The sequence below is a fragment of the Croceicoccus sediminis genome, assembly GCF_007570835.1.
Classification (GTDB): domain Bacteria; phylum Pseudomonadota; class Alphaproteobacteria; order Sphingomonadales; family Sphingomonadaceae; genus Croceicoccus; species Croceicoccus sediminis.
Genome location: NZ_SUNC01000001.1, coordinates 245,554 through 267,830 on the forward strand (window position 1 = coordinate 245,554; position 22,277 = coordinate 267,830).

The 22,277-nt window shown below is 63.0% G+C and carries 26 protein-coding genes; 12 read left to right on the plus strand and 14 right to left on the minus strand.

Annotation, left to right across the window (positions count from 1 at the left end; genetic code table 11):
• Window positions 1-116: 116 nt before the first annotated feature.
• The 4 genes from ilvC to miaA form a co-directional block, all read right to left on the minus strand.
• Window positions 117-1,136, minus strand: coding sequence for a ketol-acid reductoisomerase (gene ilvC / locus FAX90_RS00970; RefSeq protein ID WP_144094694.1), 1,020 nt, complete (start codon window positions 1,134-1,136; stop codon window positions 117-119).
• Between the two features lie 108 nt (window positions 1,137-1,244).
• The gene (gene ilvN / locus FAX90_RS00975) at window positions 1,245-1,760 is read right to left on the minus strand and encodes an acetolactate synthase small subunit (protein ID WP_144094696.1); all 516 of its coding nucleotides are present in this window, start codon (window positions 1,758-1,760) and stop codon (window positions 1,245-1,247) included.
• Window positions 1,760-3,505, minus strand: a complete 1,746-nt coding sequence (ilvB, locus tag FAX90_RS00980) for a biosynthetic-type acetolactate synthase large subunit (protein WP_144094698.1) — start codon at window positions 3,503-3,505, stop codon at window positions 1,760-1,762. Before ilvB ends, ilvN begins: the two co-directional genes overlap by 1 nt.
• A gap of 110 nt (window positions 3,506-3,615) precedes the next feature.
• A complete protein-coding gene (gene miaA / locus FAX90_RS00985; RefSeq protein ID WP_144094700.1) occupies window positions 3,616-4,602 on the minus strand; it encodes a tRNA (adenosine(37)-N6)-dimethylallyltransferase MiaA in 987 nt (328 codons plus the stop codon).
• Between miaA and serB the strand changes: the two genes are divergently transcribed.
• Window positions 4,595-5,479, plus strand: coding sequence for a phosphoserine phosphatase SerB (gene serB, locus FAX90_RS00990; RefSeq protein WP_144094702.1), 885 nt, complete (start codon window positions 4,595-4,597; stop codon window positions 5,477-5,479). The two genes, miaA and serB, sit on opposite strands and share 8 nt — an antisense overlap.
• Here the strand turns inward: serB and FAX90_RS00995 are convergent.
• Together FAX90_RS00995 and purL are read right to left on the minus strand one after the other, a co-directional pair.
• Window positions 5,476-6,147, minus strand: a complete 672-nt coding sequence (locus tag FAX90_RS00995; protein ID WP_144094704.1) for a nitroreductase family protein — start codon at window positions 6,145-6,147, stop codon at window positions 5,476-5,478. The two genes, serB and FAX90_RS00995, sit on opposite strands and share 4 nt — an antisense overlap.
• Window positions 6,144-8,378 (minus strand): phosphoribosylformylglycinamidine synthase subunit PurL, encoded by a 2,235-nt coding sequence (gene purL / locus FAX90_RS01000; protein WP_144094706.1) that lies wholly within the window; start codon window positions 8,376-8,378, stop codon window positions 6,144-6,146. Before purL ends, FAX90_RS00995 begins: the two co-directional genes overlap by 4 nt.
• Window positions 8,379-8,488: 110 nt before the next feature.
• Here purL and FAX90_RS01005 point away from each other — a divergent pair, with 110 nt between their 5' ends.
• The 8 genes from FAX90_RS01005 to FAX90_RS01040 all read left to right on the plus strand — a co-directional run bounded on the left by FAX90_RS01005 (window position 8,489) and on the right by FAX90_RS01040 (window position 15,009).
• Window positions 8,489-8,740 (plus strand): exodeoxyribonuclease VII small subunit, encoded by a 252-nt coding sequence (locus FAX90_RS01005; protein ID WP_144094707.1) that lies wholly within the window; start codon window positions 8,489-8,491, stop codon window positions 8,738-8,740.
• 4 nt (window positions 8,741-8,744) lie between these two features.
• Window positions 8,745-9,671 (plus strand): polyprenyl synthetase family protein, encoded by a 927-nt coding sequence (locus FAX90_RS01010; RefSeq protein WP_144094709.1) that lies wholly within the window; start codon window positions 8,745-8,747, stop codon window positions 9,669-9,671.
• A gap of 32 nt (window positions 9,672-9,703) precedes the next feature.
• A complete protein-coding gene (gene coaD, locus FAX90_RS01015) occupies window positions 9,704-10,216 on the plus strand; it encodes a pantetheine-phosphate adenylyltransferase (RefSeq protein WP_144094711.1) in 513 nt (170 codons plus the stop codon).
• Window positions 10,217-10,319: 103 nt separating this feature from the next.
• Window positions 10,320-11,066, plus strand: a complete 747-nt coding sequence (locus FAX90_RS01020) for a peptidylprolyl isomerase (protein ID WP_144094714.1) — start codon at window positions 10,320-10,322, stop codon at window positions 11,064-11,066.
• A gap of 42 nt (window positions 11,067-11,108) precedes the next feature.
• The gene (gene queA / locus FAX90_RS01025) at window positions 11,109-12,137 is read left to right on the plus strand and encodes a tRNA preQ1(34) S-adenosylmethionine ribosyltransferase-isomerase QueA (protein WP_144094716.1); all 1,029 of its coding nucleotides are present in this window, start codon (window positions 11,109-11,111) and stop codon (window positions 12,135-12,137) included.
• Between the two features lie 182 nt (window positions 12,138-12,319).
• The gene (locus FAX90_RS01030) at window positions 12,320-13,282 is read left to right on the plus strand and encodes an ABC transporter ATP-binding protein (RefSeq protein WP_240704656.1); all 963 of its coding nucleotides are present in this window, start codon (window positions 12,320-12,322) and stop codon (window positions 13,280-13,282) included.
• A gap of 2 nt (window positions 13,283-13,284) precedes the next feature.
• Complete coding sequence (locus tag FAX90_RS01035) at window positions 13,285-14,052, plus strand: ABC transporter permease (protein ID WP_420810960.1); 768 nt, start codon at window positions 13,285-13,287, stop codon at window positions 14,050-14,052.
• An 18-nt stretch (window positions 14,053-14,070) separates the two neighbouring features.
• A complete protein-coding gene (locus tag FAX90_RS01040; protein WP_144094722.1) occupies window positions 14,071-15,009 on the plus strand; it encodes a DUF481 domain-containing protein in 939 nt (312 codons plus the stop codon).
• A 5-nt stretch (window positions 15,010-15,014) separates the two neighbouring features.
• On the opposite strand, the gene FAX90_RS01045 is transcribed toward FAX90_RS01040, so the two are convergent.
• Entirely contained in the window at window positions 15,015-15,776 is a 762-nt protein-coding gene (locus FAX90_RS01045; RefSeq protein WP_144094724.1) for a TSUP family transporter, read from the minus strand.
• Between the two features lie 70 nt (window positions 15,777-15,846).
• Between FAX90_RS01045 and FAX90_RS01050 the strand changes: the two genes are divergently transcribed.
• Entirely contained in the window at window positions 15,847-16,419 is a 573-nt protein-coding gene (locus FAX90_RS01050) for an alpha-ketoglutarate-dependent dioxygenase AlkB (RefSeq protein ID WP_240704657.1), read from the plus strand.
• 74 nt (window positions 16,420-16,493) lie between these two features.
• Window positions 16,494-17,615: a tRNA guanosine(34) transglycosylase Tgt gene (gene tgt, locus FAX90_RS01055; protein WP_144094726.1), complete on the plus strand. Its 1,122-nt coding sequence runs from the start codon at window positions 16,494-16,496 to the stop codon at window positions 17,613-17,615.
• On the opposite strand, the gene FAX90_RS01060 is transcribed toward tgt, so the two are convergent.
• Together FAX90_RS01060 and rpsD are read right to left on the minus strand one after the other, a co-directional pair.
• Complete coding sequence (locus FAX90_RS01060) at window positions 17,616-17,804, minus strand: hypothetical protein (protein WP_144094728.1); 189 nt, start codon at window positions 17,802-17,804, stop codon at window positions 17,616-17,618.
• 142 nt (window positions 17,805-17,946) lie between these two features.
• Complete coding sequence (gene rpsD / locus FAX90_RS01065) at window positions 17,947-18,561, minus strand: 30S ribosomal protein S4 (protein ID WP_144094730.1); 615 nt, start codon at window positions 18,559-18,561, stop codon at window positions 17,947-17,949.
• Between the two features lie 232 nt (window positions 18,562-18,793).
• Between rpsD and FAX90_RS01070 the strand changes: the two genes are divergently transcribed.
• Window positions 18,794-19,105, plus strand: coding sequence for a chorismate mutase (locus FAX90_RS01070; protein ID WP_144094732.1), 312 nt, complete (start codon window positions 18,794-18,796; stop codon window positions 19,103-19,105).
• Window positions 19,106-19,124: 19 nt separating this feature from the next.
• Here FAX90_RS01070 and FAX90_RS01075 read toward each other — a convergent pair whose 3' ends face one another.
• From FAX90_RS01075 to rpiB, 5 genes are read right to left on the minus strand one after another with little or no spacing between them, the layout of a single operon-like run.
• The gene (locus FAX90_RS01075; RefSeq protein WP_144094734.1) at window positions 19,125-19,841 is read right to left on the minus strand and encodes an RNA methyltransferase; all 717 of its coding nucleotides are present in this window, start codon (window positions 19,839-19,841) and stop codon (window positions 19,125-19,127) included.
• 3 nt (window positions 19,842-19,844) lie between these two features.
• On the minus strand, window positions 19,845-20,306 hold the full coding sequence (nrdR, locus tag FAX90_RS01080) for a transcriptional regulator NrdR (protein WP_144094736.1): 462 nt from the start codon (window positions 20,304-20,306) through the stop codon (window positions 19,845-19,847).
• A gap of 10 nt (window positions 20,307-20,316) precedes the next feature.
• Complete coding sequence (locus tag FAX90_RS16475; RefSeq protein WP_170234813.1) at window positions 20,317-20,478, minus strand: hypothetical protein; 162 nt, start codon at window positions 20,476-20,478, stop codon at window positions 20,317-20,319.
• A 10-nt stretch (window positions 20,479-20,488) separates the two neighbouring features.
• The gene (gene glyA, locus FAX90_RS01085) at window positions 20,489-21,784 is read right to left on the minus strand and encodes a serine hydroxymethyltransferase (protein WP_144094738.1); all 1,296 of its coding nucleotides are present in this window, start codon (window positions 21,782-21,784) and stop codon (window positions 20,489-20,491) included.
• Window positions 21,785-21,817: 33 nt separating this feature from the next.
• Window positions 21,818-22,255, minus strand: a complete 438-nt coding sequence (gene rpiB / locus FAX90_RS01090; RefSeq protein WP_144094740.1) for a ribose 5-phosphate isomerase B — start codon at window positions 22,253-22,255, stop codon at window positions 21,818-21,820.
• Window positions 22,256-22,277: the final 22 nt, after the last annotated feature.

Genomic DNA, 22,277 nt, shown 5'->3' on the forward strand with positions numbered 1-22,277 from the left:
TCGGGTACAGCGGTGTGCCTGCCCGAAAGATGAGGGGGCGCAATACAAAAGCCCGCCGGATCGCAGTGATCCGGCGGGCCTTCGTTTTCGTTACCTTGCGCCCAGGCGCGCGGCGATCAGTTCTTCGACTTGTCGACCAGCGCGTTGGCGCCGATCCACGGCATCATCGCGCGAAGCTTCGCACCGGTTTCCTCGATCTGGTGGCGCTGCGCAGCCTTGCGCGATGCCTTCAGTTCCGGCTGACCGGCGCGATTGTCGAGGACGAAGTCCTTCACGAAGCGGCCCGACTGGATGTCTTCCAGAACACGCTTCATTTCCTTCTTCGTCTCTTCGGTGATGATGCGCGGTCCGGTCTTGATATCGCCGTATTCGGCGGTGTTCGAGATCGAGTAGCGCATGTTGGCGATACCGCCTTCATACATCAGGTCGACGATCAGCTTCAGTTCGTGAAGGCATTCGAAATAGGCCATTTCCGGTGCGTAACCGGCTTCGACCAGCGTTTCGAAACCGGCTTGGACGAGCGCGGTAGCGCCGCCGCAAAGAACGGCCTGTTCGCCGAAGAGGTCGGTTTCGCACTCTTCGCGGAAGTTGGTTTCGATGATGCCCGAACGGCCGCCGCCGACGGCGCTGGCATAGGCGAGGGCGACGTCATGGGCATTGCCGCTGGCATCGTTTTCGACCGCGATGAGGCAGGGCACGCCGCCGCCACGCTGGTATTCGCTGCGCACGGTGTGGCCCGGGCCCTTCGGCGCGATCATGATCACGTCGATGTCGCTCGGCGCTTCGATCAGGCCGAAGTGGACGTTCAGGCCGTGAGCGAAGGCAAGGGCCGAACCCGGCTTCATCTTGCCGGCGATGTCGTCGTTGTAAATCGCGGCCTGATGTTCGTCGGGCGCGAGGATCATGATGAGGTCGGCCCACTCGGCAGCTTCCGAGTTGGTCATGACCTTGAAGCCGGCACTCTCGGCCTTCTTCGCAGTGGCCGAACCAGCACGCAGGGCGATGGCGACGTCCTTCACGCCGGAATCGCGCAGGTTCTGTGCATGGGCGTGACCCTGCGAGCCGTAGCCGACGATGGCGATCTTCTTGTCCTTGACCAGGTTCAGGTCGCAGTCGGCGTCGTAATAGACTTTCACTTCAATTCCCCTTGGCTTTTCGCCTGATGATATGGCCTGCCCGCCGTATTACGCAGCGGCGCATAGCTGTGTTGGATGGTTGCTTCAAATGTATCGTTTGGAACGAAATCAGGCCCCGTTCACGCCGCGCATCATGCCCACGATGCCGGTGCGGCCTACTTCGACCAGACCAAGTTCGCGCATCAAGGCCACGAAACTGTTGATCTTCTCAGGAGCGCCGGTGATTTCGAAGATGAAACTCTCGGTCGTGGAATCGACCACCTTGGCGCGATAAACGTCGGCAAGGCGCAGCGCCTCGACCCGGTTGTCGCCCTTGCCGGCCACTTTTACCAGGGCCAGTTCGCGTTCGACGTGCGGGCCCAGTTCGGTGAGGTCCGAAACCTTGTGAACCGGGACCAGCCGTTCCAGCTGTGCATGGATCTGGTCGATCACCGCGGGCGGGCCATGGGTGACGATGGTGATCCGGCTGACGTTATGGTTTTCCGAAATGTCGGCAACGGTCAGCGAATCGATATTGTAGCCGCGCGCGGTGAAAAGGCCCGCGATCTTGGCAAGGATGCCGCTTTCGTTGTCGACGGTGATGGCAAGGACGTGACGTTCCTGCGCTCGGTGCTCGATCTGCATCAGACGGATGCCTTCTGCTGTGCGGTGACGGTGACGGCGGCAGGCGCCTCGTCTCCGTAAAGGATCATGTCGGTGTGCGATGCGCCGGAACGGAACATCGGCAGGCAGTTCGCCAGCTTGGCAACGCGGCAATCGACGATGACCGGGCCGTCGTGTTCGATCATGGCCTTGATCCCTGCGTCGAGGTCAGCAAGATCGTCGATCACGATCCCCTTCCAGCCATAGGCCTCTGCCAGCTTCACGAAATCGGGCAACGAATCCGAGTACGAGTTCGAGTACCGCGATTCGTAGGTCAGTTCCTGCCACTGGCGGACCATGCCCATGTATTCGTTGTTGAGGATGAAAACCTTGACCGGTAGGCGATACTGGCTCGCCGTGCCCAGTTCCTGAATGTTCATCTGGATCGACGCTTCGCCGGCAACGTCGATGACGAGCGCGTCAGGGTTACCCAGCTGCGCGCCGATCGCGGCGGGAAGGCCGTAGCCCATCGTGCCGAGCCCACCACTGGTCAGCCACTTGTTGGGGCTGAAGAAGTGGAAATGCTGTGCCGCCCACATCTGGTGCTGGCCGACTTCGGTGGTGATGATGGGATCGTACTGCCGGGTCAGCTCGAACAGGCGTTCGATCGCCAGCTGGGGCATGATCTCTTCTTCGGACTTGGGATAGGACAGCGAGTTGCGCGCGCGCCAGCCGTCGATCCGGGCGTACCATTCCGACAGGTTTTGCGCAGAAGCGCCGGTCGCTTTCCACTCGTCGATCATCTGGCGCAGGACAAGCGCGCAGTCGCCGATGATTGGCAGGTCGACCTGAACCGTCTTGTTGATGGACGAACGGTCGATGTCGATGTGGATCTTTGTTGCATCGGGCGCGAAATCCTCGATCCGGCCAGTGACGCGGTCGTCGAAACGCGCGCCGACACAGATGACGAGGTCCGAACGGTTCATCGCCATGTTGGCTTCGTAAGTGCCGTGCATTCCCAGCATGCCCAGCCACGCCTTGTTCTGCGCGGGGAAGGCACCAAGGCCCATCAGCGTGCTGGTCACCGGCGCACCGGTCAGGTCCTGCAGCTCACGCAACAGTTCCGATGCCTCCGGCCCGGAATTGATGACCCCGCCGCCCGTATAGAGGACGGGTGCCTTTGCTGCCGCGATCAGGGCCACGGCCTTGGCAATCGCCTCTGGCGCGCCGGTCGTGGGCGGATTGAAGCGTGAACGCGGCTCGGCCTGCGTCGTGGGCGCGCTGGCGACCTGAACGTCCTTGGGAATGTCGATCACGACGGGGCCGGGGCGTCCGGTCGTGGCGATCTTGAAGGCCTCGTTGATCGTCGCGGCAAGGTCGGCCGGGTCTTTGACGAGGTAGTTGTGCTTCGTGCAGTGGCGCGTGATGCCGACCGTGTCCGCTTCCTGGAACGCGTCGGTGCCGATCATCGCGGTTGCGACCTGGCCGGTCAGGACGACCATCGGAATCGAATCCATGAACGCATCGGCAATACCGGTCACGGCATTGGTCGCGCCGGGACCGGAGGTGACGAGGACGACGCCCGGCTTGCCGGTGGAACGGGCATAGCCTTCGGCCGCATGGGCCGCCCCTGCCTCGTGCCGGACGAGGATGTGGCGGATGCGGTTGTCGTTGAACAGGGCATCATAGATCGGAAGCACCGCGCCGCCGGGATAGCCGAAGACCACTTCGACTCCCTGCTCGACAAGGGTGTCCATCAAGATGTCGGCGCCGCTGCGCTCCGTCACGTTTCGTCTCCGTCAGCAAGGGTTCTGGTCAAGAAAATGGGCCCGGGTGACGTGCACCCGGGCCTCTCTCTCCCAACTCAATTGAAGGGCGCACTAGGCGACACAGAATATCATGTCAACCGCAAATTTCGTAATAATATTTCTATTATTGCCGCTTTTGAGTAATCTTTTGTTTCAAACCGGTGCCAGTCAGCCGGTGGCTGGTGGCGGAACCAGGTGTACTGGCGCTTTGCGTACCGACGAGTCGCCTGCGAACCGCGCCTTGCCGCCTCGGCCTCGTCGTATTCGCCGCACAGGAAACCCGCGATTTCCGGAACACCGATCGCCCGCATCACCGGCAGGTCGGGATCGAGCTTGCGGGCCAGCAGGTCGCGAGCTTCGCCGATCGCGCCTTGTTCCAGCATCAGGTCGAAGCGAAGATCGCACTTTTCGTAAAGCGTGTCCCGGTCCGGGATCAGGATCGCGGCGGTCAGGTCGATCGCGTCACCGATCCCGCCTTCCAGCCGCCGTTGCCAATAAGCCATCGGATGGCCCGTACTGCGCACGACTTCCAGCGCGCGGGCGATACGGGTCGTGTCCGCGGGATTGAGCCGGGCCGCCGCTTCGGGGTCTTCTATGGTGAGAGCGGCGTGGGCATCGGTGACATCGAGGGCGCGCACGGCTTCGCGGATGGCAGGGTCGATGGCCGGGATCGGGGCGATGCCGTCGATCAGGGTTCTCAGGTAAAGGCCGGTCCCGCCGACAAGGATGGGCAGGCGGCCTTCGCCATGGGCCCTGGCAATCTCCTGCTTCGCCCGTGCGGCCCAGTCGGCGGCCGAACAGGGCTGCGCACCGTCCCATGCCCCGAACAGGACATGGCGCACACCGCGCATTTCCGCATCGCTCGGCCGGGCGGACAGGACACGCAAATCGGCATAGACCTGCGCGCTGTCGGCATTGATCACGGTGGCCGGCATACCGGCCTTTTCAGCCCCAAGGGCGAGGTCGACCGCGAGATCGCTCTTGCCGCTGGCGGTCGGCCCTGCAATGAGCGCGACCCGAGGCTTCGCATCACCATGCGAGAAGCCGGAATTCGAGGAGATAGCATCCGTGCTCATTGCCCGGCTGATAGCAGACCCGGCCATATTGGAAACCGCGCTCGACAAGGCGGCGAAGGCCCTGGCCGAAAAGGGTTGGGCCATTGCAGGCGCCCAGATGCTCGATTTCTGCGGCGATGTTCTGGAGATCGACCTGGCTGACGGAGACCCGGCGGAAGTGCGCGCGATCCTTGGCGAGGCATTCGGCCCCTGCGATCTGCTGATGTCCGATCGCGAAATCGCGGTGCCGCAGCTTTTCGTGTCCGACATGGATTCCACCATGATCGGTCAGGAATGCATCGACGAACTGGCTGATTATGCCGGGATCAAGGACCAGATCGCCGAGATCACCGAACGTGCGATGCAGGGCGAACTGGATTTCGCCAGCGCGCTGACCGAACGCGTCGGACTTCTTGAAGGACTTGAGGAAAGCGCGATAAGGCGTTGTCTTGACGAACGTATTCGCCCGATGCCCGGCGCGCGTGTGCTTGTCGAAACGCTGAAGTCTCGCGGCTGTCGCACTGTTCTGGTCACCGGAGGGTTTCACTCGTTCGCCGATCCGGTTGCCGAAATGCTCGGTTTCGAACGCGTTGTCGGTAACGTGCTGGGCGTCGACGGGGGTAAGCTGACCGGCAAGCTGGCGGCGGAAATCGTCGACAGCGGGACGAAGCTGGCGACGCTGGAGCAGGAATTGGCGCGACTGGGCAATGGCGCGCTGTCACTGGCGACCGGCGACGGCGCGAACGACATTCCGATGATCGAGGCGGCGGATTTTGGCGTTGCCTACTACGCAAAGCCCAAGGCCAAGGCGGCGGCAAACGGATGGATCGAACGGGGCGACCTGACCGATCTTCTGAAACTGCTCGGCGTGCCGCAGGGTGACTGGGTCGCCGACTAGATCCAGCTGCTGATCCGGGAGAGCGGTTTCTTGATTGTGGCATGATCGGGCACCGTCGCATCGGCGGCAGGGTGGCCGACGACCACGATCATCATTGCTTTCTCTTCCTTCGGCCGCTGGCAGATTTCGCGCAGGAAATGCATCGGCGCGGGCGTGTGGGTCAGTGTCGCCAGTCCCGCTTCGTGCAGCGTTGACAGCAACAGGCCGCACGCAATCCCGACGCTTTCAGTGACGTAGTAGTTCTGCGTCACGTGATCTTCATCGATGCCGCCGCGCCGCTGGGCGAAGACGACGATGAGCCAGGGCGCGGTTTCGAGGTAGGGCTTGTCCTGGTCAGTGTGGAGCGGGGCGAGGGCGTCGAGCCACTCTTCACCCGCGCGCCCGTCATAGAACGCCTTTTCTTCCGCTTCTGCCGCCTCGCGGATGGCGCGTTTTGCTTCGGGCGAACCGACGACGGCGAAATGCCATGGCTGATGGTTCGCACCCGACGGAGCGGTTCCGGCAGCGGCGATCGCCATTTCGATTACTTCGCGCGGAACGGGTTTGTCGGTGAAAGATCGGCACGAATGGCGCGTGCGCAGCCGTTCATAGGCCGCGCGCGCGATCTCCACGCGTTCCTCGTCGCTCAGGTCCGGCAGCGCAGGGAAAGGCTGCCGGTCCTCGCTCACGCTTCCATCCACTCTTCGAAAAAGGACAAGTGCGCAGCCTTCAGGTCGGCGACCGCAACACGGCTTTCGCCGGCGATGGAGCGGAAGACCACCTCGTCACCCTCGACATCGCCAAGCGCGACGGCAGCAAGGCCGGCGGCTTCGGCCGCTTCGAGGATCGGTTCCGCCTCGGCAGCGGTCACGACATAGCGCGACTGGTCTTCACCGAACCAGAACGCAGCGGCACTGGACCGACCTTCGGGCAGGGCAACCGCGCAGCCAAGGCCGCTTGCCATCGCCATTTCGGCCAGCGCCACGGCAAGGCCGCCGTCCGAACAGTCGTGAACGGCGGTCGCCACGCCGTCGGCGATCAGCTTGCGCACGGTTTCGCCCGCACGCTTGGCAAGCTCCAGCCCAACCGGCGGGGGCGGACCTTCCTCACGCCCGTGCAGGTTGCGCAGGTAAAGCGACTGGCCAAGGTGGCCGCTCTCACCGCCGATGACGACGATCTGGTGGCCCGCGGCCTTGAAGCCAATGGTCGCCATGATCTCGTGGTCCTGCATCAGGCCGACGCCGCCGATGGCGGGCGTGGGCAGGATGGCCGAACCGCCGCCAGTCGCCTTGCTCTCGTTATAAAGGCTGACGTTGCCCGACACGATCGGGAAGTCGAGCGTGCGGCAGGCATCGCCCATGCCGTTGAGGCAACCGACGAACTGGGCCATGATCTCGGGCCGCTGCGGATTGCCGAAGTTGAGGCAGTTGGTTACCGCCAGCGGCGTCGCGCCGACGGCCGAAATGTTGCGATAGGCCTCTGCAATCGCCTGCTTGCCGCCTTCGTATGGGTCGGCATAGCAATAGCGCGGGGTGCAATCGGTGCTGATCGCCAGAGCCTTTTTCGTGCCGTGGACACGAACGACAGCCGCGTCGCCGCCGGACTTTTGAAGCGTATCGGCGCCGACCTGCGAATCGTACTGTTCCCAGATCCACTTGCGCGAGGCGAGATCGGGCGTCGCCAGAAGGGCCTTCAGATCGGCCGCGACATCGGTGCTTTCCGGCACTTCGCCCAGCGGCTTGGTACCGGCCCAGGCGGCATATTCCTCGCGGCTGACATAGGGGCGTTCGTATTCCGGCGCGTCTGCGGCCAGGGGCCCAAGCGGAATGTCGCAAACGACCTCGCCGCCGAATTCGAGCACCATGTGCTGCGTATCGGTGACTTCGCCGATGACCGCGAAGTCCAGCTCCCACTTGCGGAAGATAGCCTCGGCCATTGCTTCCTTGCCGGGCTTCAGGACCATGAGCATGCGCTCCTGGCTCTCGCTCAGCATCATTTCATAGGGTGTCATACCCTCTTCGCGGCAAGGCACCTTGTCCATGTCGAGCCGGATGCCCGCCTTGCCGTTGGTCGCCATCTCGACCGACGAGGAGGTGAGGCCCGCCGCGCCCATGTCCTGGATCGCGACGATGGCGTCGGTCGACATGAGCTCAAGACAGGCTTCGATCAGCAGCTTTTCCACGAAGGGATCGCCGACCTGAACGGTGGGGCGCTTTTCCTCGATGTCGTCACCGAAATCGGCGCTGGCCATCGTTGCGCCGTGAATACCGTCGCGGCCCGTCTTCGATCCGACATAGACGATGGGGTTACCGACGCCCGTCGCGGCCGAATAGAAAATCTTGTCCGCATCCGCGACACCGACGGTCATCGCATTGACAAGGATGTTGCCGTCATAGGCCTTGTGGAAATTCGTCTCGCCCCCGACGGTCGGCACGCCGACGCAGTTGCCATATCCGCCGATGCCTTCGACCACGCCTTTGACAAGATGCTTCATCTTGGGATGGTCGGGCCGTCCGAAACGCAGCGCGTTCATGTTCGCCACCGGACGCGCACCCATCGTGAACACGTCGCGCAGGATGCCGCCAACGCCGGTTGCCGCGCCCTGATAGGGTTCGATGTAGGACGGGTGGTTGTGGCTCTCCATCTTGAAGATCGCAGCCAGTTTCGTCCCATCCGGCCCGTCGCCGATGTCGATGACGCCCGCGTTCTCGCCCGGACCGCAGATGACCCACGGTGCCTCTGTCGGCAGCTTCTTCAGGTGGAAGCGCGAGGACTTGTAGGAGCAATGCTCGGACCACATGACCGAAAAAATGCCCAGTTCGACCAGGTTCGGTTCGCGGCCCAGCGCATGCAGGACGCGTTCGTATTCTTCGGGGGAGAGGCCGTGAGCCTCGACGACGTCAGGGGTGATCTCGCTCATGCTTCGCGCCCTTAAACAGGCCAGCGTCCCCTTGCCAGTCCCAATTTGCCGGTTGTCAGCCCTTTGTCGACGCTTGACCGCATCGAAGCGCGTCGCCATTGCTGTCGCCCATGGATGAGGCTCCTCAAGATATCTCCGCCCTGACTTACGAACAGGCCCTCAAAGCATTGGAAGACGTGGTGCGCAGGCTGGAAAGCGGGGAAGTCGCGCTGGACGAATCGATTTCTCTGTACGAGCGCGGTGAAAAGCTGCGTGCCCACTGCCAGGCGCGGCTCGACGCGGCGCAGGCCCGGATCGAGAAGATCGTGGCCGGTCCCGACGGCGTGCCGCAGGGCACGCGTCCGTTCGACGAAGGCGCCTGAGGCGATGGCGGTCGAAGGCGTGGTCGGTCGTAACGTGCTGGGCGAGGCGCTAGCCTCGATCCGGGAAGAGGTGGATCGCCACTTCGACATTCTTCTTCCCGTACCCGACGATGCACGCGCCCGGTTGATAGAGGCCATGCGCTATGCCGCGATCGGTGGGGGCAAACGACTGCGTCCGCTGCTGTTGACGGCGACGGCACAGATGTTCGGCGTGGACCGCGAGGCTGCGGTGCGGACCGGGTGTGCGGTCGAATCGATCCACGTCTATTCGCTGATCCACGACGATCTGCCCTGCATGGACGATGACGACATGCGCCGCGGCCAGCCGACGGTTCACCTCCAATATGACGAGGCGACGGCGGTTCTGGCGGGGGACGCGCTTCATGCGCTCGCCTTCGACATTCTGGTCAGCCCGCAAGTGACCAGCGATCCCTTCGTGCGCAGCGAACTCGTGGCGTGCCTTGCCAGAGGCAGCGGCATGGACGGCATGGCGGGCGGCCAGATGATGGACATCGTCGCCGAAGAAGCGGGCGAGGGGGATGATGGCTTCGACCTGCATACGGTGACGCGGCTTCAGCAGCTCAAGACCGGCGCCTTGTTGAGCGCATCGGTCGAAATGGGCGCGATACTCGGGCGCGTGCCGCCGGAAGGGCGCGCGCATCTGAAAAGCTATGCCCGGGACATCGGGCTCGCGTTTCAGATCGCCGACGACCTGCTTGACCACGAAGGTGACGAGGAACTGGCAGGCAAGGCGCTTCGCAAGGATGCGGAGGCGGGCAAGGCGACTTTCGTGTCGCTGCTGGGTGCACAGCGCGCTCGCGAACAGGCAGAAATGCTGGTGCGACAGGCAATCGGACACCTGACGTCCTATGGCGCGGAGGCCGAAGTGCTGCGCGCCGTTGCACGTTATATCGTCGAACGGGACCGCTAAGGACCGTGCAGGGGCCGGATACGGGGAGAGGCATGAGCAAGCGTATCGGAATCTATCCGGGAACATTCGATCCCATCACGTTGGGCCACCGCGACATCATTCGCCGCGGGTCCAAGCTGGTCGACGAACTGATCATCGGGGTGACGACGAACCCGTCGAAGAACCCGATGTTCACGCCGGACGAACGCATGGAAATGGTCAAGCGCGAGGTTGCCGACCTTGGCATCGACAATGTCCGGGTCGTGGGGTTTAACGCCTTGCTGATCAAGTTCGCGCAGAAAATGGGCGCGAACGTCATCGTGCGCGGCCTGCGCGCGGTTGCCGACTTCGAATACGAATACCAGATGGCGGGCATGAACCAGCAGCTCGATCCGGGGATCGAGACCGTGTTCCTCATGGCCGACGTCTCGCTTCAGCCGATCGCATCGAAGCTGGTGAAGGAAATTGCCCAGTTCGGCGGCGAGATTTCCCGCTTTGTCAGCAAGGATGTCTGTGACGAAGTCATCGCCAGGGTCGAACGGGAAGGGCCGAAGGGCGACTATTGATCCGCTGGGTCCGGCAACGGACCCGGTCACGCCATTCATTGAAACGTCAGCCACGGACCGCTAAGCGGCGGACCGAATGTAATTTCGGGATTACCAGAACGACATGAAGTTCCGCCTTACCGTCCGCGCCGCTGTTCTTTCCGCCGCGCTTGGCCTTTCTGCAATCGCCGCCCCCGCCATGGCCCAGGACGCCCCCGCCGCAGAGGCGGAGACGACCGAGGCTGCGACGCCGGCTCCTATCGATCCGGCCACGTACTGGCGCGTCGACCCATCGTTGCAGACCGATCCAGACAACATCCTGTTGCTCGACCTGTCGAACGGCGGCCGTGTGGCCATCCGGCTGAAGCCCGAATGGGCCCCCAACCATGTCGAGCGTATCAAGACGCTGACCCGTCAGGGGTTCTATAACGGCGTAATCTTCCACCGCGTCATCGAAGGGTTCATGGCGCAGACCGGTGATCCGACGGGCACGGGCCGGGGCGGTTCGCAGCTTCCCGACCTGACCGCCGAATTCAACCGCGTGCCGCACCTTCGCGGTACCGTTGCCGCAGCGCGCGAAGGCGCGAACGAGGATTCGGCCAACAGCCAGTTCTTCATCGTGTTCTATCCCACGATGCAGCTCGACATGAAGTACACCAACTTCGGCCGCGTCATCGCCGGCATGAACTATGTCGATTCAATCGCGCGGGGACAGCCGCCGGCAAATCCGACAAAGATCCTTCAGGCCTCGCTCGCCAGCCAGCACCTGGCCCCGCCGTCGACCACGCCGATGCAGGGAGAGATCACCAGCGACATGCTGAACGCCCCGCTGACCGAGGAAGAGGCCGCCGCGCTCGACGCGGGCAACTGAGCGGTTTCCTTCGCGCGCGCCAACGGCTAGGCGCGCTCGATCATGCGCGTTGACCTTTTCGATTTCGACCTTCCGCCCGAACGCATAGCCCTGCGCCCGGCGCGTCCGCGCGATTCCGCGCAATTGCTTGTCGCGAACGGTGATGCGCCCTTGGCGGACCGGATCGTTCGCGACCTGCCAGACGTGCTGAACAAGGGCGACGTGCTGGTCTTCAACGACACGCGCGTCATTCCCGCCCAGTTGGAAGGCCGCCGCGGGGATGCCCGCATCGGCGCGACCTTGCACAAGCGGATCGACTTGCGCCGTTGGCAGGCCTTCGTCCGCAATGCCAAGCGACTGCGGGTCGGCGAGCGGGTCGATTTTCCCGCCGACGTCACCGCCATTGCCGAACAACGGTTGCACGATGGCAGCTTCGTCCTGGCCTTCGAAGGGGAAGAGCCGGTCGAGGTCCTGCTCGAACGCGCAGGGCGGATGCCGCTGCCGCCCTATATCGCGGGCAAGCGCGAGACGGACGAGGCGGATCGCAGCGATTACCAGACGATGTTTGCGCAAAAGGACGGCGCCGTGGCCGCCCCGACGGCCGCGCTCCACTTCACGCCCGAACTGATTGCTGCCCTCGATGCGGCAGGTGTCGTGCGCGAAACGCTGACCCTGCATGTGGGAGCGGGCACGTTTCTGCCAGTGAAGGCCGACGACACCAACGATCACGCGATGCATGCAGAATGGGGCCGGATCGACGCGGCGACGGCGGATCGCCTGAATGCGGCGCGGGCTGCGGGCGGACGCGTGATTTCTGTCGGCACGACCAGCCTGCGCCTTCTTGAAAGCGCGACGGGGGAGGACGGCGTGATCCGTCCGTTCGAAGGCGATACCTCGATCTTCATCACGCCGGGATATCGCTTCCGCGCGATCGACGGGCTGATGACGAATTTCCATTTGCCCAAATCGACGCTGTTCATGTTGGTCAGCGCGCTGATGGGGCTGGAAAAGATGCAGGCCGTCTATGGCCATGCCATCGCCAACGACTACCGGTTTTACAGCTATGGCGACGGGTCGCTGCTGATACCCTGAGTGTGCAAAAAAAGGCCCGCCACAATAAAGCGGCGGGCCGAAGTTTGTTGGAGAAGACACGAGCCAGGTAAGCACGTGCTGAGGCTTCTTCGCGTATGCAGCGTGGGGTTTCATTGATATTTGTCAAATGCGCGTTTTTCCTCGCATCTTGCATCACGGGAATGAAGGCACACATTGCCGCAGTGACTGATCCAATCCTGAAAATCACCGGACTCGACAAGACTTACCCCGGGCGCGGCGCGGCCCCGGCGGTCAAGGCGCTCGACAATGTCGATCTTGAAATCCGCAAGGGCGAGATTTTCGCCCTGCTCGGCCCCAACGGTGCGGGCAAGACGACGCTGATCGGTGCGGTCTGCGGACTGGTGCGGCCGACCGGCGGGACGATCGAGGCTTTCGGCAAGGATCTTCATCGCGACTGGCGGAATATCCGCTCGCGCATTGGGCTGGTTCCCCAGGAAATGGCGGTCGACATCTTCGATACCGTGATCCGCTCGGTCCGGTATTCGCGCGGTCTGTTCGGCAGGCCTGCCGACGAAAAGCGGATCGAGGAAGTCCTGCGCGCCCTGTCGCTGTGGGACAAGCGCGATGCCGAACTGCGGATGCTTTCAGGCGGCATGAAGCGGCGCGTGCTGATCGCAAAGGCATTGGCGCACGACCCGGACCTCTTGTTCCTCGACGAACCGACGGCGGGCGTCGATGTCGAACTGCGCCGCGATATGTGGCGGCAGATCGACATCCTGCGCGAACTGGGCGTCACGATCATTCTCACCACGCACTACATCGAAGAGGCCGAGGAAATGGCCGACCGTGTCGGCGTGATCGACAATGGGCGGATTCTGCTGGTCGACGACAAGGCAGCGATCATGACCCGCCTTGGCCGGACCGAGGCGAGCTTTGCCCTGAACGAGCCGATGCTCGAAATCCCGCCCACGATCATGCGCGAGGGCCTTAGCCTTTCGGAAGAAGGGCGTGTTCTGGTGTTCCGCGGCGGCGACGGAGCAGGGGGCGGCAAGGAGGCTGTCGCCGAAGTGGCGCAGCAACTGGCGCGTCAGGGCATCGGATATTCCGCGATAGACATGCGCGAATCGAGCCTTGAGGATATTTTCGTAAAGCTTGTCGAAGACCAGCCGGAGATCGCGGCATGACGATGGGTTTCAACGCCCGCAGCGCATGGGCGATCTACAAACGCGAACTCGCGCGGGCATGGCGTACCGTTTTCGGCACGATCATTTCGCCCGTGCTGACCACGTGCCTTTATTTCATCGTCTTCGGCGCAGCCATCGGATCGCGCATGACCGACATCGGCGGCGTGAACTACGGCGCGTTCATCGTGCCGGGCCTGTTGCTGCTCACGCTCTTGTCGGAAAGCACGTCGAACGGCAGTTTCGGCATTTACATGCCGCGCTTTACCGGCGCGATCTACGAATTGCTGTCCGCGCCGGTCAGCGTGGCCGAAACGCTGGTCGGCTTCGTCGGTGCCGCAGTGACCAAGTCGCTGATCATCGCGGTGATCATCCTGGCGACAGCAACGTTGTTCGTCGATTACACCATCGCACACCCCTTCCTGGCCTTCGTCTATATCGTGCTCGTCGCGTCCTCGTTCTCCCTGTTCGGGTTCATCCTGGGCCTGTGGGCTGACGGGTTCGAGAAGCTGCAGATGGTGCCATTGCTGGTTCTCACGCCGCTGACGTTCCTGGGCGGTACGTTCTATTCGATCGACATGCTGGCCGAACCGTGGCGCACGGTCGCGCTGTTCAATCCGATCGTCTACCTCGTCTCCGGCCTGCGCTGGACGTTCTTCGAACAGTCGGACGTGACGATCGGGGTCGCTTTCGTCGCGACCGCCGGGTTCCTGGCGCTGTGCATCGGCATCATCAGCTGGATTTTCCGCACCGGGTGGCGATTGCGCGACTGATTTGCTAGCGGCTCGCCCATGAAACGGACAGCCGCACTCTCAACCGCCTTTCTTGCCCTTGCCCTTCCTGCCGCCGCGCAGGCAAAGTTGCCCGAACCCGTCCTGAAGATGATCGCCGCCGCAGAGGCGACGGGCGATGAAGAGCAGGTGGCCGCCGTCTATGCCGCGGCCGAGGCAGCCTATCCGCAAGAAGTAGAGACACTGGCCGTTCGCAAGGCCAGGTTCGACGGCCTGGCCGAAAAGCGGGCTGAGATCGTAGAGCTTCGCGAAAAGGAAGCGATCCGCAAGGCTGGCCTGTTCGAATACTGGAAAGGGAGGGGCGAGTTGGGCGCGATCCGCGCGACCGGCAATAGCGACGACCTTGGACTTACCGCGGCGCTTGGCCTTGAACGCGTCGGCATCGACTGGCGCCACAAGGTTGCCGCGCAGGCCGACTATCAGCGAAGCGATGGCGATACGACGCGTGAGCGCTTCCTGTTATCTTACGAGCCGAACTTCAATATCGCGGACAACAGCTTCATCTTCGGCCTTGGTCAGGCAGAGCGGGACAGAATCCAGGGTTATTCCTCGCGCTTCTCGATCTCGGGCGGGCTTGGCCATCGCTTCTTCGACCGCGAAGACCTGAGCTTTCAGGTAAAGGCCGGTCCGGCATGGCGTACCAGCAAGATCCGCGACGACGTCGAACCCGGTTCGGACCGTGAGAGCTATTTCGCAGGGCTCGCCGCGATGGATTTCGCCTGGCAATTCGCACCGACGCTGAAATTCACCCAGAACGCCAGCGCCTTCGTGCAGAGCGGAAACGACACTTATACCAGCCTGACGGGCATCGAGGCAGAAATGGGCAGCGGGCTTTCGGCGCGGCTGTCCTATCGCATCCTGCACGATACGAGTCCGCCCGACGATTCGGTAAAGACCGACACGCTTTCGCGCATCACGCTGATCTACGATTTCCAGTAACCGGATCAGCCGGGGAAGAACCAGCCGTAGATCAGCTTTGCGGTCAGCAGGACGCTGATCGTTACGAGCAGGGGGCGGATCAGTTTCGCGCCGTGTTTTACGGCAAACTTCGATCCGATCCACGAACCGACCATGGACCCAACGGCCATACACAGGCCCAGCGTCCAGATGATCTTGCCGCCCAGCGCGAAGACGATGACGCTGGCTATGTTCGTGACCATGTTGAACAGCTTGGCATGGCCTGTTGCCGCGGTAAGCCCTTCACCGCGAAGGCCGACGAGCGATGCAGCGAAGAAACCGCCGGTGCCGGGGCCGAAGAACCCGTCATAGAATCCGATCGCGCCGCCAACGGGGGCATAGCCCTTGCGGCTGACGAGTTCGTGCGATTTCGTGTCGTCCATGCGGGGCGAAAAGATGACATAGGCCGCAACCCCCATCAGCAGGAGCGGCACGACCAGTTCCAGCACACGGGTCGATATCTGCTGCACCAACAAGGACCCAATCGCCGCGCCGACGAAGGCGATGAGGGCAAGCCACTTTTCCTTGCGCCATTCGACAAGCCCGGCCCGCGAATAATTGCGAAACGCCATCGATGTCGCCCCGAGCGCGTTGATCTTGTTCGTACCCAGCGCCAGCGACGGCGGCAGCCCGGCAAAAAGCAGCGATGGCATCATGACCAGCCCGCCGCCACCGGCGACCGAATCGAGAAAGCCGGTAAACACGGCCAGAAGAGGCAGGGCGATAAACAGCCAGGGTTCGATTTCCATGCGCCCTCCATAGCCGAGCCTGCACCGGACGAAAGCTGGTCTTTCGTCGCTTTCACACCATATTCGGATCGTGACGATACAATTCGATCTCTTCGGGGCCGGAAAGCAGGAGCCGCCTGTGCCGGGCCTTTCGCTATCGGACAGGCTAGTCGATGCAGAGGGTGACGCGCGGCTTTGCGCATTGATCGACGCGACCGGACTGTCTCCATTCCGCTTTCAGCAATGGACCGGCAAGCGGATGACGCGGTCGTTCGGGTGGCATTACGATTTCGAAGGTGGCGGCATCGCGAGGGCCGAACCGATGCCGGAATGGCTGCTGGCGATGCGAGACCGTGCCGCAGGATGGTTCGATGACGATCCGACTCTTTACGAACAGGCGCTGCTGATCCGTTACGATCGCGGAGCGGGGATCGGTTGGCACCGTGACAGACCGCAATTCGGGCGCGTTATCGGACTCTCGCTCGGCTCACCGGCCACGATGCGGCTGCGCAGGCGCAGTGGTGGCGGATTTGAACGTGCCAGTTTTGCACTCGAGCCCGGCCACGCCTACCGCCTCGATGGGCCGGCCCGGAGAGATTGGGAACATTCGATCGTGCCGATGGAACGGCCGCGCTGGTCGATCACGTTCAGGACACTGGCCTGACATGCTGGTCCTGACGGGCTGGCGCTGATCCTCGCAAGGCGCTAGGGGCCTGCTTTTCCATTACCTGGCGTTCCATGACCCGATTTGCCTTCACAATCCACGCCCGCGACGGCAAGGCGCGCACTGGCGAAATCGCCATGAAGCGCGGCACGATCCGCACGCCCGCCTTCATGCCCGTCGGCACCGCCGCAACAGTCAAGGCGATGAAGGTAGAGGACGTGCGCGCAACCGGCGCGGACATCATTCTTGGCAATACCTACCACCTGATGCTGCGTCCGGGGGCAGAGCGCGTGGCGCGGCTTGGCGGATTGCACAAGTTCATGGGATGGGACCGCCCGATCCTGACCGATAGCGGCGGGTACCAGGTGATGAGCCTGTCGGACCTGCGCAAGATCACCGAAGAAGGCGTGAGCTTCAAGAGCCACCTCGACGGGTCGAAGCACATGTTGAGCCCCGAACGCTCGATGGAGATCCAGCGACTGCTCGGCTCCGACATCGTCATGGCTTTCGACGAATGCCCCCGCGCGGACCAGGACCGCGACGCGATCGCGCAAAGCATGGAAATGTCGATGCGCTGGGCAAGGCGCAGCCGCGAAGGGTTCGACAGCGGCGAGGAGCACGCCGCGCGGTCTGCGCTGTTCGGCATCCAGCAAGGCGCGCTGGACGAGGAATTGCGCGGTATTTCGGCCCAGAAGCTGACCGATATCGGTTTCGACGGCTATGCCATAGGCGGTCTTGCCGTGGGTGAGGGGCAGGAGGCGATGTTCGCCACGCTAGACTTCGCACCGGGTCAGCTGCCCGACGACAGGCCGCGCTACCTCATGGGTGTGGGCAAGCCCGACGATCTGGTCGGTGCGGTGGAGCGGGGCGTCGACATGTTCGATTGCGTCCTGCCCAGCCGGTCCGGCCGCAACGGTCAGGCCTTTACGTGGAACGGACCGCTCAACATTCGCAACGCCCGCTTTGCCGAGGACGAGGCGCCGCTGGACGATCGTTGCACGTGCCCGACCTGTGGGAAGTATTCGCGCGCCTATCTGCACCACCTGAACAAGGCGGGCGAAATCCTGGGCGCGATGCTGATGACCGAGCACAACATCTCGTTCTACCAACAACTGATGCAGGCGATGCGCGACGCGATCGGGCAGGGCAGCTTTGCCGCCTTCGCTGCTGATTTCAGGCGTGATTACCTGCGCTGATCAGGCGGCAAGGGGGGCATCGTCTTCGGGTGAATTGCGCACCTGCAACTGCGTATCGCGATACTTGAAGAACTGCCCGCTGGCCTTGTCATAGTAACCGGCACCGATTCCTGCCGCCTGCTTCATCGCAAGGTTCAGTTCGGGGTACCATTTGCCGATCCGGTTTGGCGTGATGAAACGGTATTCCATAGTGCTGGATAAATGCTTGATGGCGCCCGGAGGTTCCCGGCCAAGGCGTTGATCGCATTGCAGAAATGATGGTGCAGTGCACAAATGAAAAAGGGCGGGAAGACCCGCCCTTTTCCGTGAATTCGTGTGGTTACCCGACTGATCAGCGCGAGTAGAACTCGACGACCAGGTTCGGTTCCATGCGGACCGGATAGGGCACTTCGTCAAGCGTCGGAACGCGGGTGAAGGTCACCTTGTCGTTGCCGTCGGTGGCGACGTAGTCGGGGATCTCACGCTCAGGCAGGCTCTGCGCTTCGATGATGAGCGCCATTTCCTTGGCCTTGCTGCCGAGGCTGATGACGTCACCGACGCGGATGCGGCGCGAGGGGATGTTGCACTTCACGCCGTTCACGAGGATGTGCCCGTGGTTGACGATCTGGCGGGCCGAGAAGACGGTCGGCGCGAACTTGGCGCGGTAGACGATCATGTCGAGGCGCTGTTCCAGCAGGCCGATCAGGTTCTGGCTGGTGTCGCCCTTCATCTTCGACGCGTCGAGGTAGGTCGCCTTGAACTGCTTTTCGGTCACGTCGCCGTAGTAGCCCTTGAGCTTCTGCTTGGCGCGCAGCTGCAGGCCATAGTCGCTGACCTTGCTCTTGCGGCGCTGACCATGCTGGCCGGGGCCGTAGGAACGCTTGTTGACCGGGCTGTTCGGGCGGCCCCAGATGTTCTCGCCCATGCGACGGTCGAGTTTATGCTTGGCGCGGGTGCGCTTCGTCATGGTATTCTCCAATATGCTGTCCCCGCCACCATGGCAGGGCCAAAGCCCGGCATCGCACCGACTGGCCTTCTGCCAGTCGCGGCCACCGCTTCACCGGGGTGCGGGGCCTATCGGGAACGGACCTGTAGCAGGCCCGGCCGACGTGGATGCGCGCCCCTTAAAGGAAAGCGGCGTGGTGTCAAGCGAAACGGGCACTCGACACGGGCGCGGGGCTTGGGCAAAGCGCGCTCCTATGAACACACCTTTCAAGTCGCCGGAAAACTGTGAAACGATGGCCGAGGTGCGGGTTGGCGTCGATGCGACCGACCGTGCCTTGATTGATCTGCTGGCCACCCGTTTCGGCTTCATGCGGGCCGCTGCCCGGATCAAGGCCGAGCGGTCAGAAGTCCGCGATGAAGATCGCAAGGCCGCGGTGATCCGCGCCGCCATGAACGAGGCGCTGGAAAAGGGCGTGCCCGTCGGCCTGATCGCAAAGATCTGGGAAGAGCTGGTCGAAACTTCGATAGCCTACGAGATGGAGGAATGGGACCGCATCCGGTCCTGATCCGGCCCTTCCCGATCGGTCAGGTCTTGTCCCGTTTACCCAGCGCGGAAAGCATGCCGCGCATCGTTCGCACTTCCAAGTGGTTCCAGCCCGGCTTCGTCAGCATGTTGCGAAGCGTGCGGCGGGTCGCGGCGGCGCGGCTTTCGGGAAAGAAATAGCCCTTGGGCTCCAGCAGGGCTTCCAACTGCGCGATCATGCCGTCCAGCTGGTCCTGCGGGGCAGGGGGCAGTACTTCCTCCTGCGTGGGCTGCGCCAGAACCGAATTGGCAGTCTTTGACCATTCGTAGGCCATAAGGATCACGGCCTGCGCAAGGTTGAGCGAGCCGAATTCCGGATTGATCGGCACCGTTACAATATTACGTGCAATCGCGACGTCGTCTGTTTCCAGTCCCGACCTTTCCGGACCGAACAGGATCGCGTGACGGCCGCTGGCGGTCGCCATCTCGCGCGCGGCTTCCTCTGGGGTCAGCACGGGCTTCGTCACGCCGCGCTTGCGCACGGTCGTGGCGTGGACGTGCTCGCAATCGGCAACCGCGTCGGCCACGGTTTCAAAGACCTGCGCCTTTTCCAGAACGATGTCCGCGCCGCTGGCGGCAGGGCCCGCGCTGGGATTCGGCCAGCCGTCGCGCGGTGAAACCAGTCGCATTTCGGCCAGGCCGAAGTTCAGCATGGCGCGTGCGGCCTTGCCGATATTCTCGCCCAATTGCGGGCGAACGAGGACGATCACGGGTTTCATGGCTCAGTCCTGCGCCGCGTCGCGCACGGTTTCGGCGAACTGGGCAAAGTCCTGCGCCTCGGAAAATTCGCGATAGACGCTGGCGAAACGAATGTAGGCGACCGGGTCCAGCTGACGCAGGCCTTCCATCACCATTTCGCCGATCTCGGCTGCCTTGATCTCGCTTTCCCCGCGGGTTTCGATCTGGCGCTGCACGCCCGAAACCAGCCGGTCGACGCGGTCCTGTTCGATACCCCGCTTGCGACAGGCCAGGTTGACGGCGAGTTCCAGCTTCGTGCGGTCGAACACCTCGCGGCGATCACCACTTTTCAGCACGAATATCTCGCGCAGCTGAATGCGTTCGAAAGTCGTGAACCTTGCGCCGCAGCCTTCGCATTGACGACGCCTGCGGATAGCCGCGCCGTCTTCTGCGGGGCGGCTATCCTTTACCTGGCTCGATTCATTGGCACAGAACGGGCAGCGCAAGTCGTGTCCTTCAGATCTTGCCCTTGGCCTTCGCGTAGCCGAGCCCGCCGCCGACGATACCGCCGATGATGGGGCCAACGAAGGGCACGGGAATCGCGATAAGCGCACCGATCGCGCCCCATTTCAGGGCGGTCTTGGTTTCGGGCGTCATCTGGTTGCCGTTCTCGGCCATTTGGAACTCCTTAGCTGTAGATCGGGAATCGATCGCACAGCTCTTCGACGCGCTGGCGCACGTTCTGTTCCACTTGGGCGTCACCTTCTTCGCCGCAGCGGGCAAGACCGTCGAGAACGTCGGCGACCATGTGGCCGATCTGGCGGAACTCCTCGGCCCCGAAACCACGGGTGGTCCCGGCGGGCGAACCGACGCGGATGCCGCTGGTCTTCGTCGGCGGAAGGGGGTCGTTCGGGATGCCGTTCTTGTTGCAGGTGATGCCTGCACGCTCCAGCGCCTCGTCCGCGTCCTTGCCGGTTACGCCCAGCGGGGTGAGATCGATCAGAGCAAGGTGTGTATCGGTGCCGCCCGACACGACTTCGGCGCCGCGTTCCTTCAGCGTGGCGGCAAGGACCTGGGCGTTCTCGATGACCTTCTTGGCGTAGTCCTTGAATTCGGGGCGGAGCGCTTCGCCGAATGCAACTGCCTTGGCGGCGATGACGTGCATCAGCGGGCCGCCCTGAAGACCGGGGAAGACGGCCGAGTTGATCTTCTTGGCCAGCTTCTCGTCATTGGTCAGGATCATGCCCGAACGCGGACCGCGCAGCGTCTTGTGCGTCGTGGTGGTCGCGATGTGCGCGTGCGGGAAGGGCGAGGGGTGGACGCCAGCGGCCACGAGCCCTGCAAAGTGCGCCATGTCGACATGCAGCAGCGCGCCGACCTTGTCGGCGATGGCGCGCATGCGGGCAAAGTCGATGATGCGCGGATAGGCGCTGCCGCCTGCGATGATCAGTTTGGGCTCATGCTCCAGCGCCAGCGCCTCGACCTCGTCATAATCGATGAGGTGGGTGTCGGGGGTCACGCCGTACTGCACGGCGTTGAACCACTTGCCCGACAGCGCAGGCTTTGCACCGTGGGTCAGGTGGCCGCCCGCATCGAGGCTCATGCCCAGGATCGTGTCGCCCGGTTTCACCGTGGCGAGAAGCACCGCGCCGTTCGCCTGCGCGCCGGAGTGCGGCTGAACGTTGGCGAAGCCGCAGCCGAACAGTTCCTTGGCACGCTCAATCGCCAGCGTTTCGACCGCATCGGAAGGCGCGCAGCCCTGGTAATAACGCTTGCCGGGATACCCCTCGGCATACTTGTTGGTCAGCACCGAGCCCTGCGCCTCAAGCACCGCCTTCGAAACGATGTTTTCCGATGCGATCAGCTCGATCTGCTTGCGCTCCCGCGCCATTTCGGCGTCGATCGCCTTGGCAATGGCCGGATCGGTCACGGCCAGATCGTCGGTGAAGAAGCCGGGGGCTCTGATAATGGTATCGGTGGTCATGATCTGGCTCTCACTGAAAAAGGGGGCTGACAGTCAGCAGGAGGGGTTCGAAAGCTTGTCGACACGTCCGGCGTGGCGACCCCCGCCGAAGTCTGTCGAAAGAAAGGCGTCAAGGCATGCCTTGGCCATGTCGATGCCGGTCAGGCGGGCACCCATGGCGATGACGTTCGCATCGTTGTGTTCGCGGGCCAGCGCGGCCGAAAGCGGTTCGGACACCAGCGCGGAGCGGCACTTGGGATTGCGGTTCACGGCGATCGAAATGCCAATTCCCGATCCGCACAGCGCGACGCCATATTCGGCCGTCCCGTCCGCCACGACCGAGGCGAGCTTGTAACCGTAATCGGGATAGTCGACGCGGTCCGCGGTTTCGGGACCGAGATCAGCGACTTCGTGGCCCTGTTCGATCAGGTATTCGCGAAGCGCGGACTTGAGGTCTACGGCGGCGTGATCGGAGGCGATGGCGATGCGCATTTTGTTTCCGTGTCGCAGATGG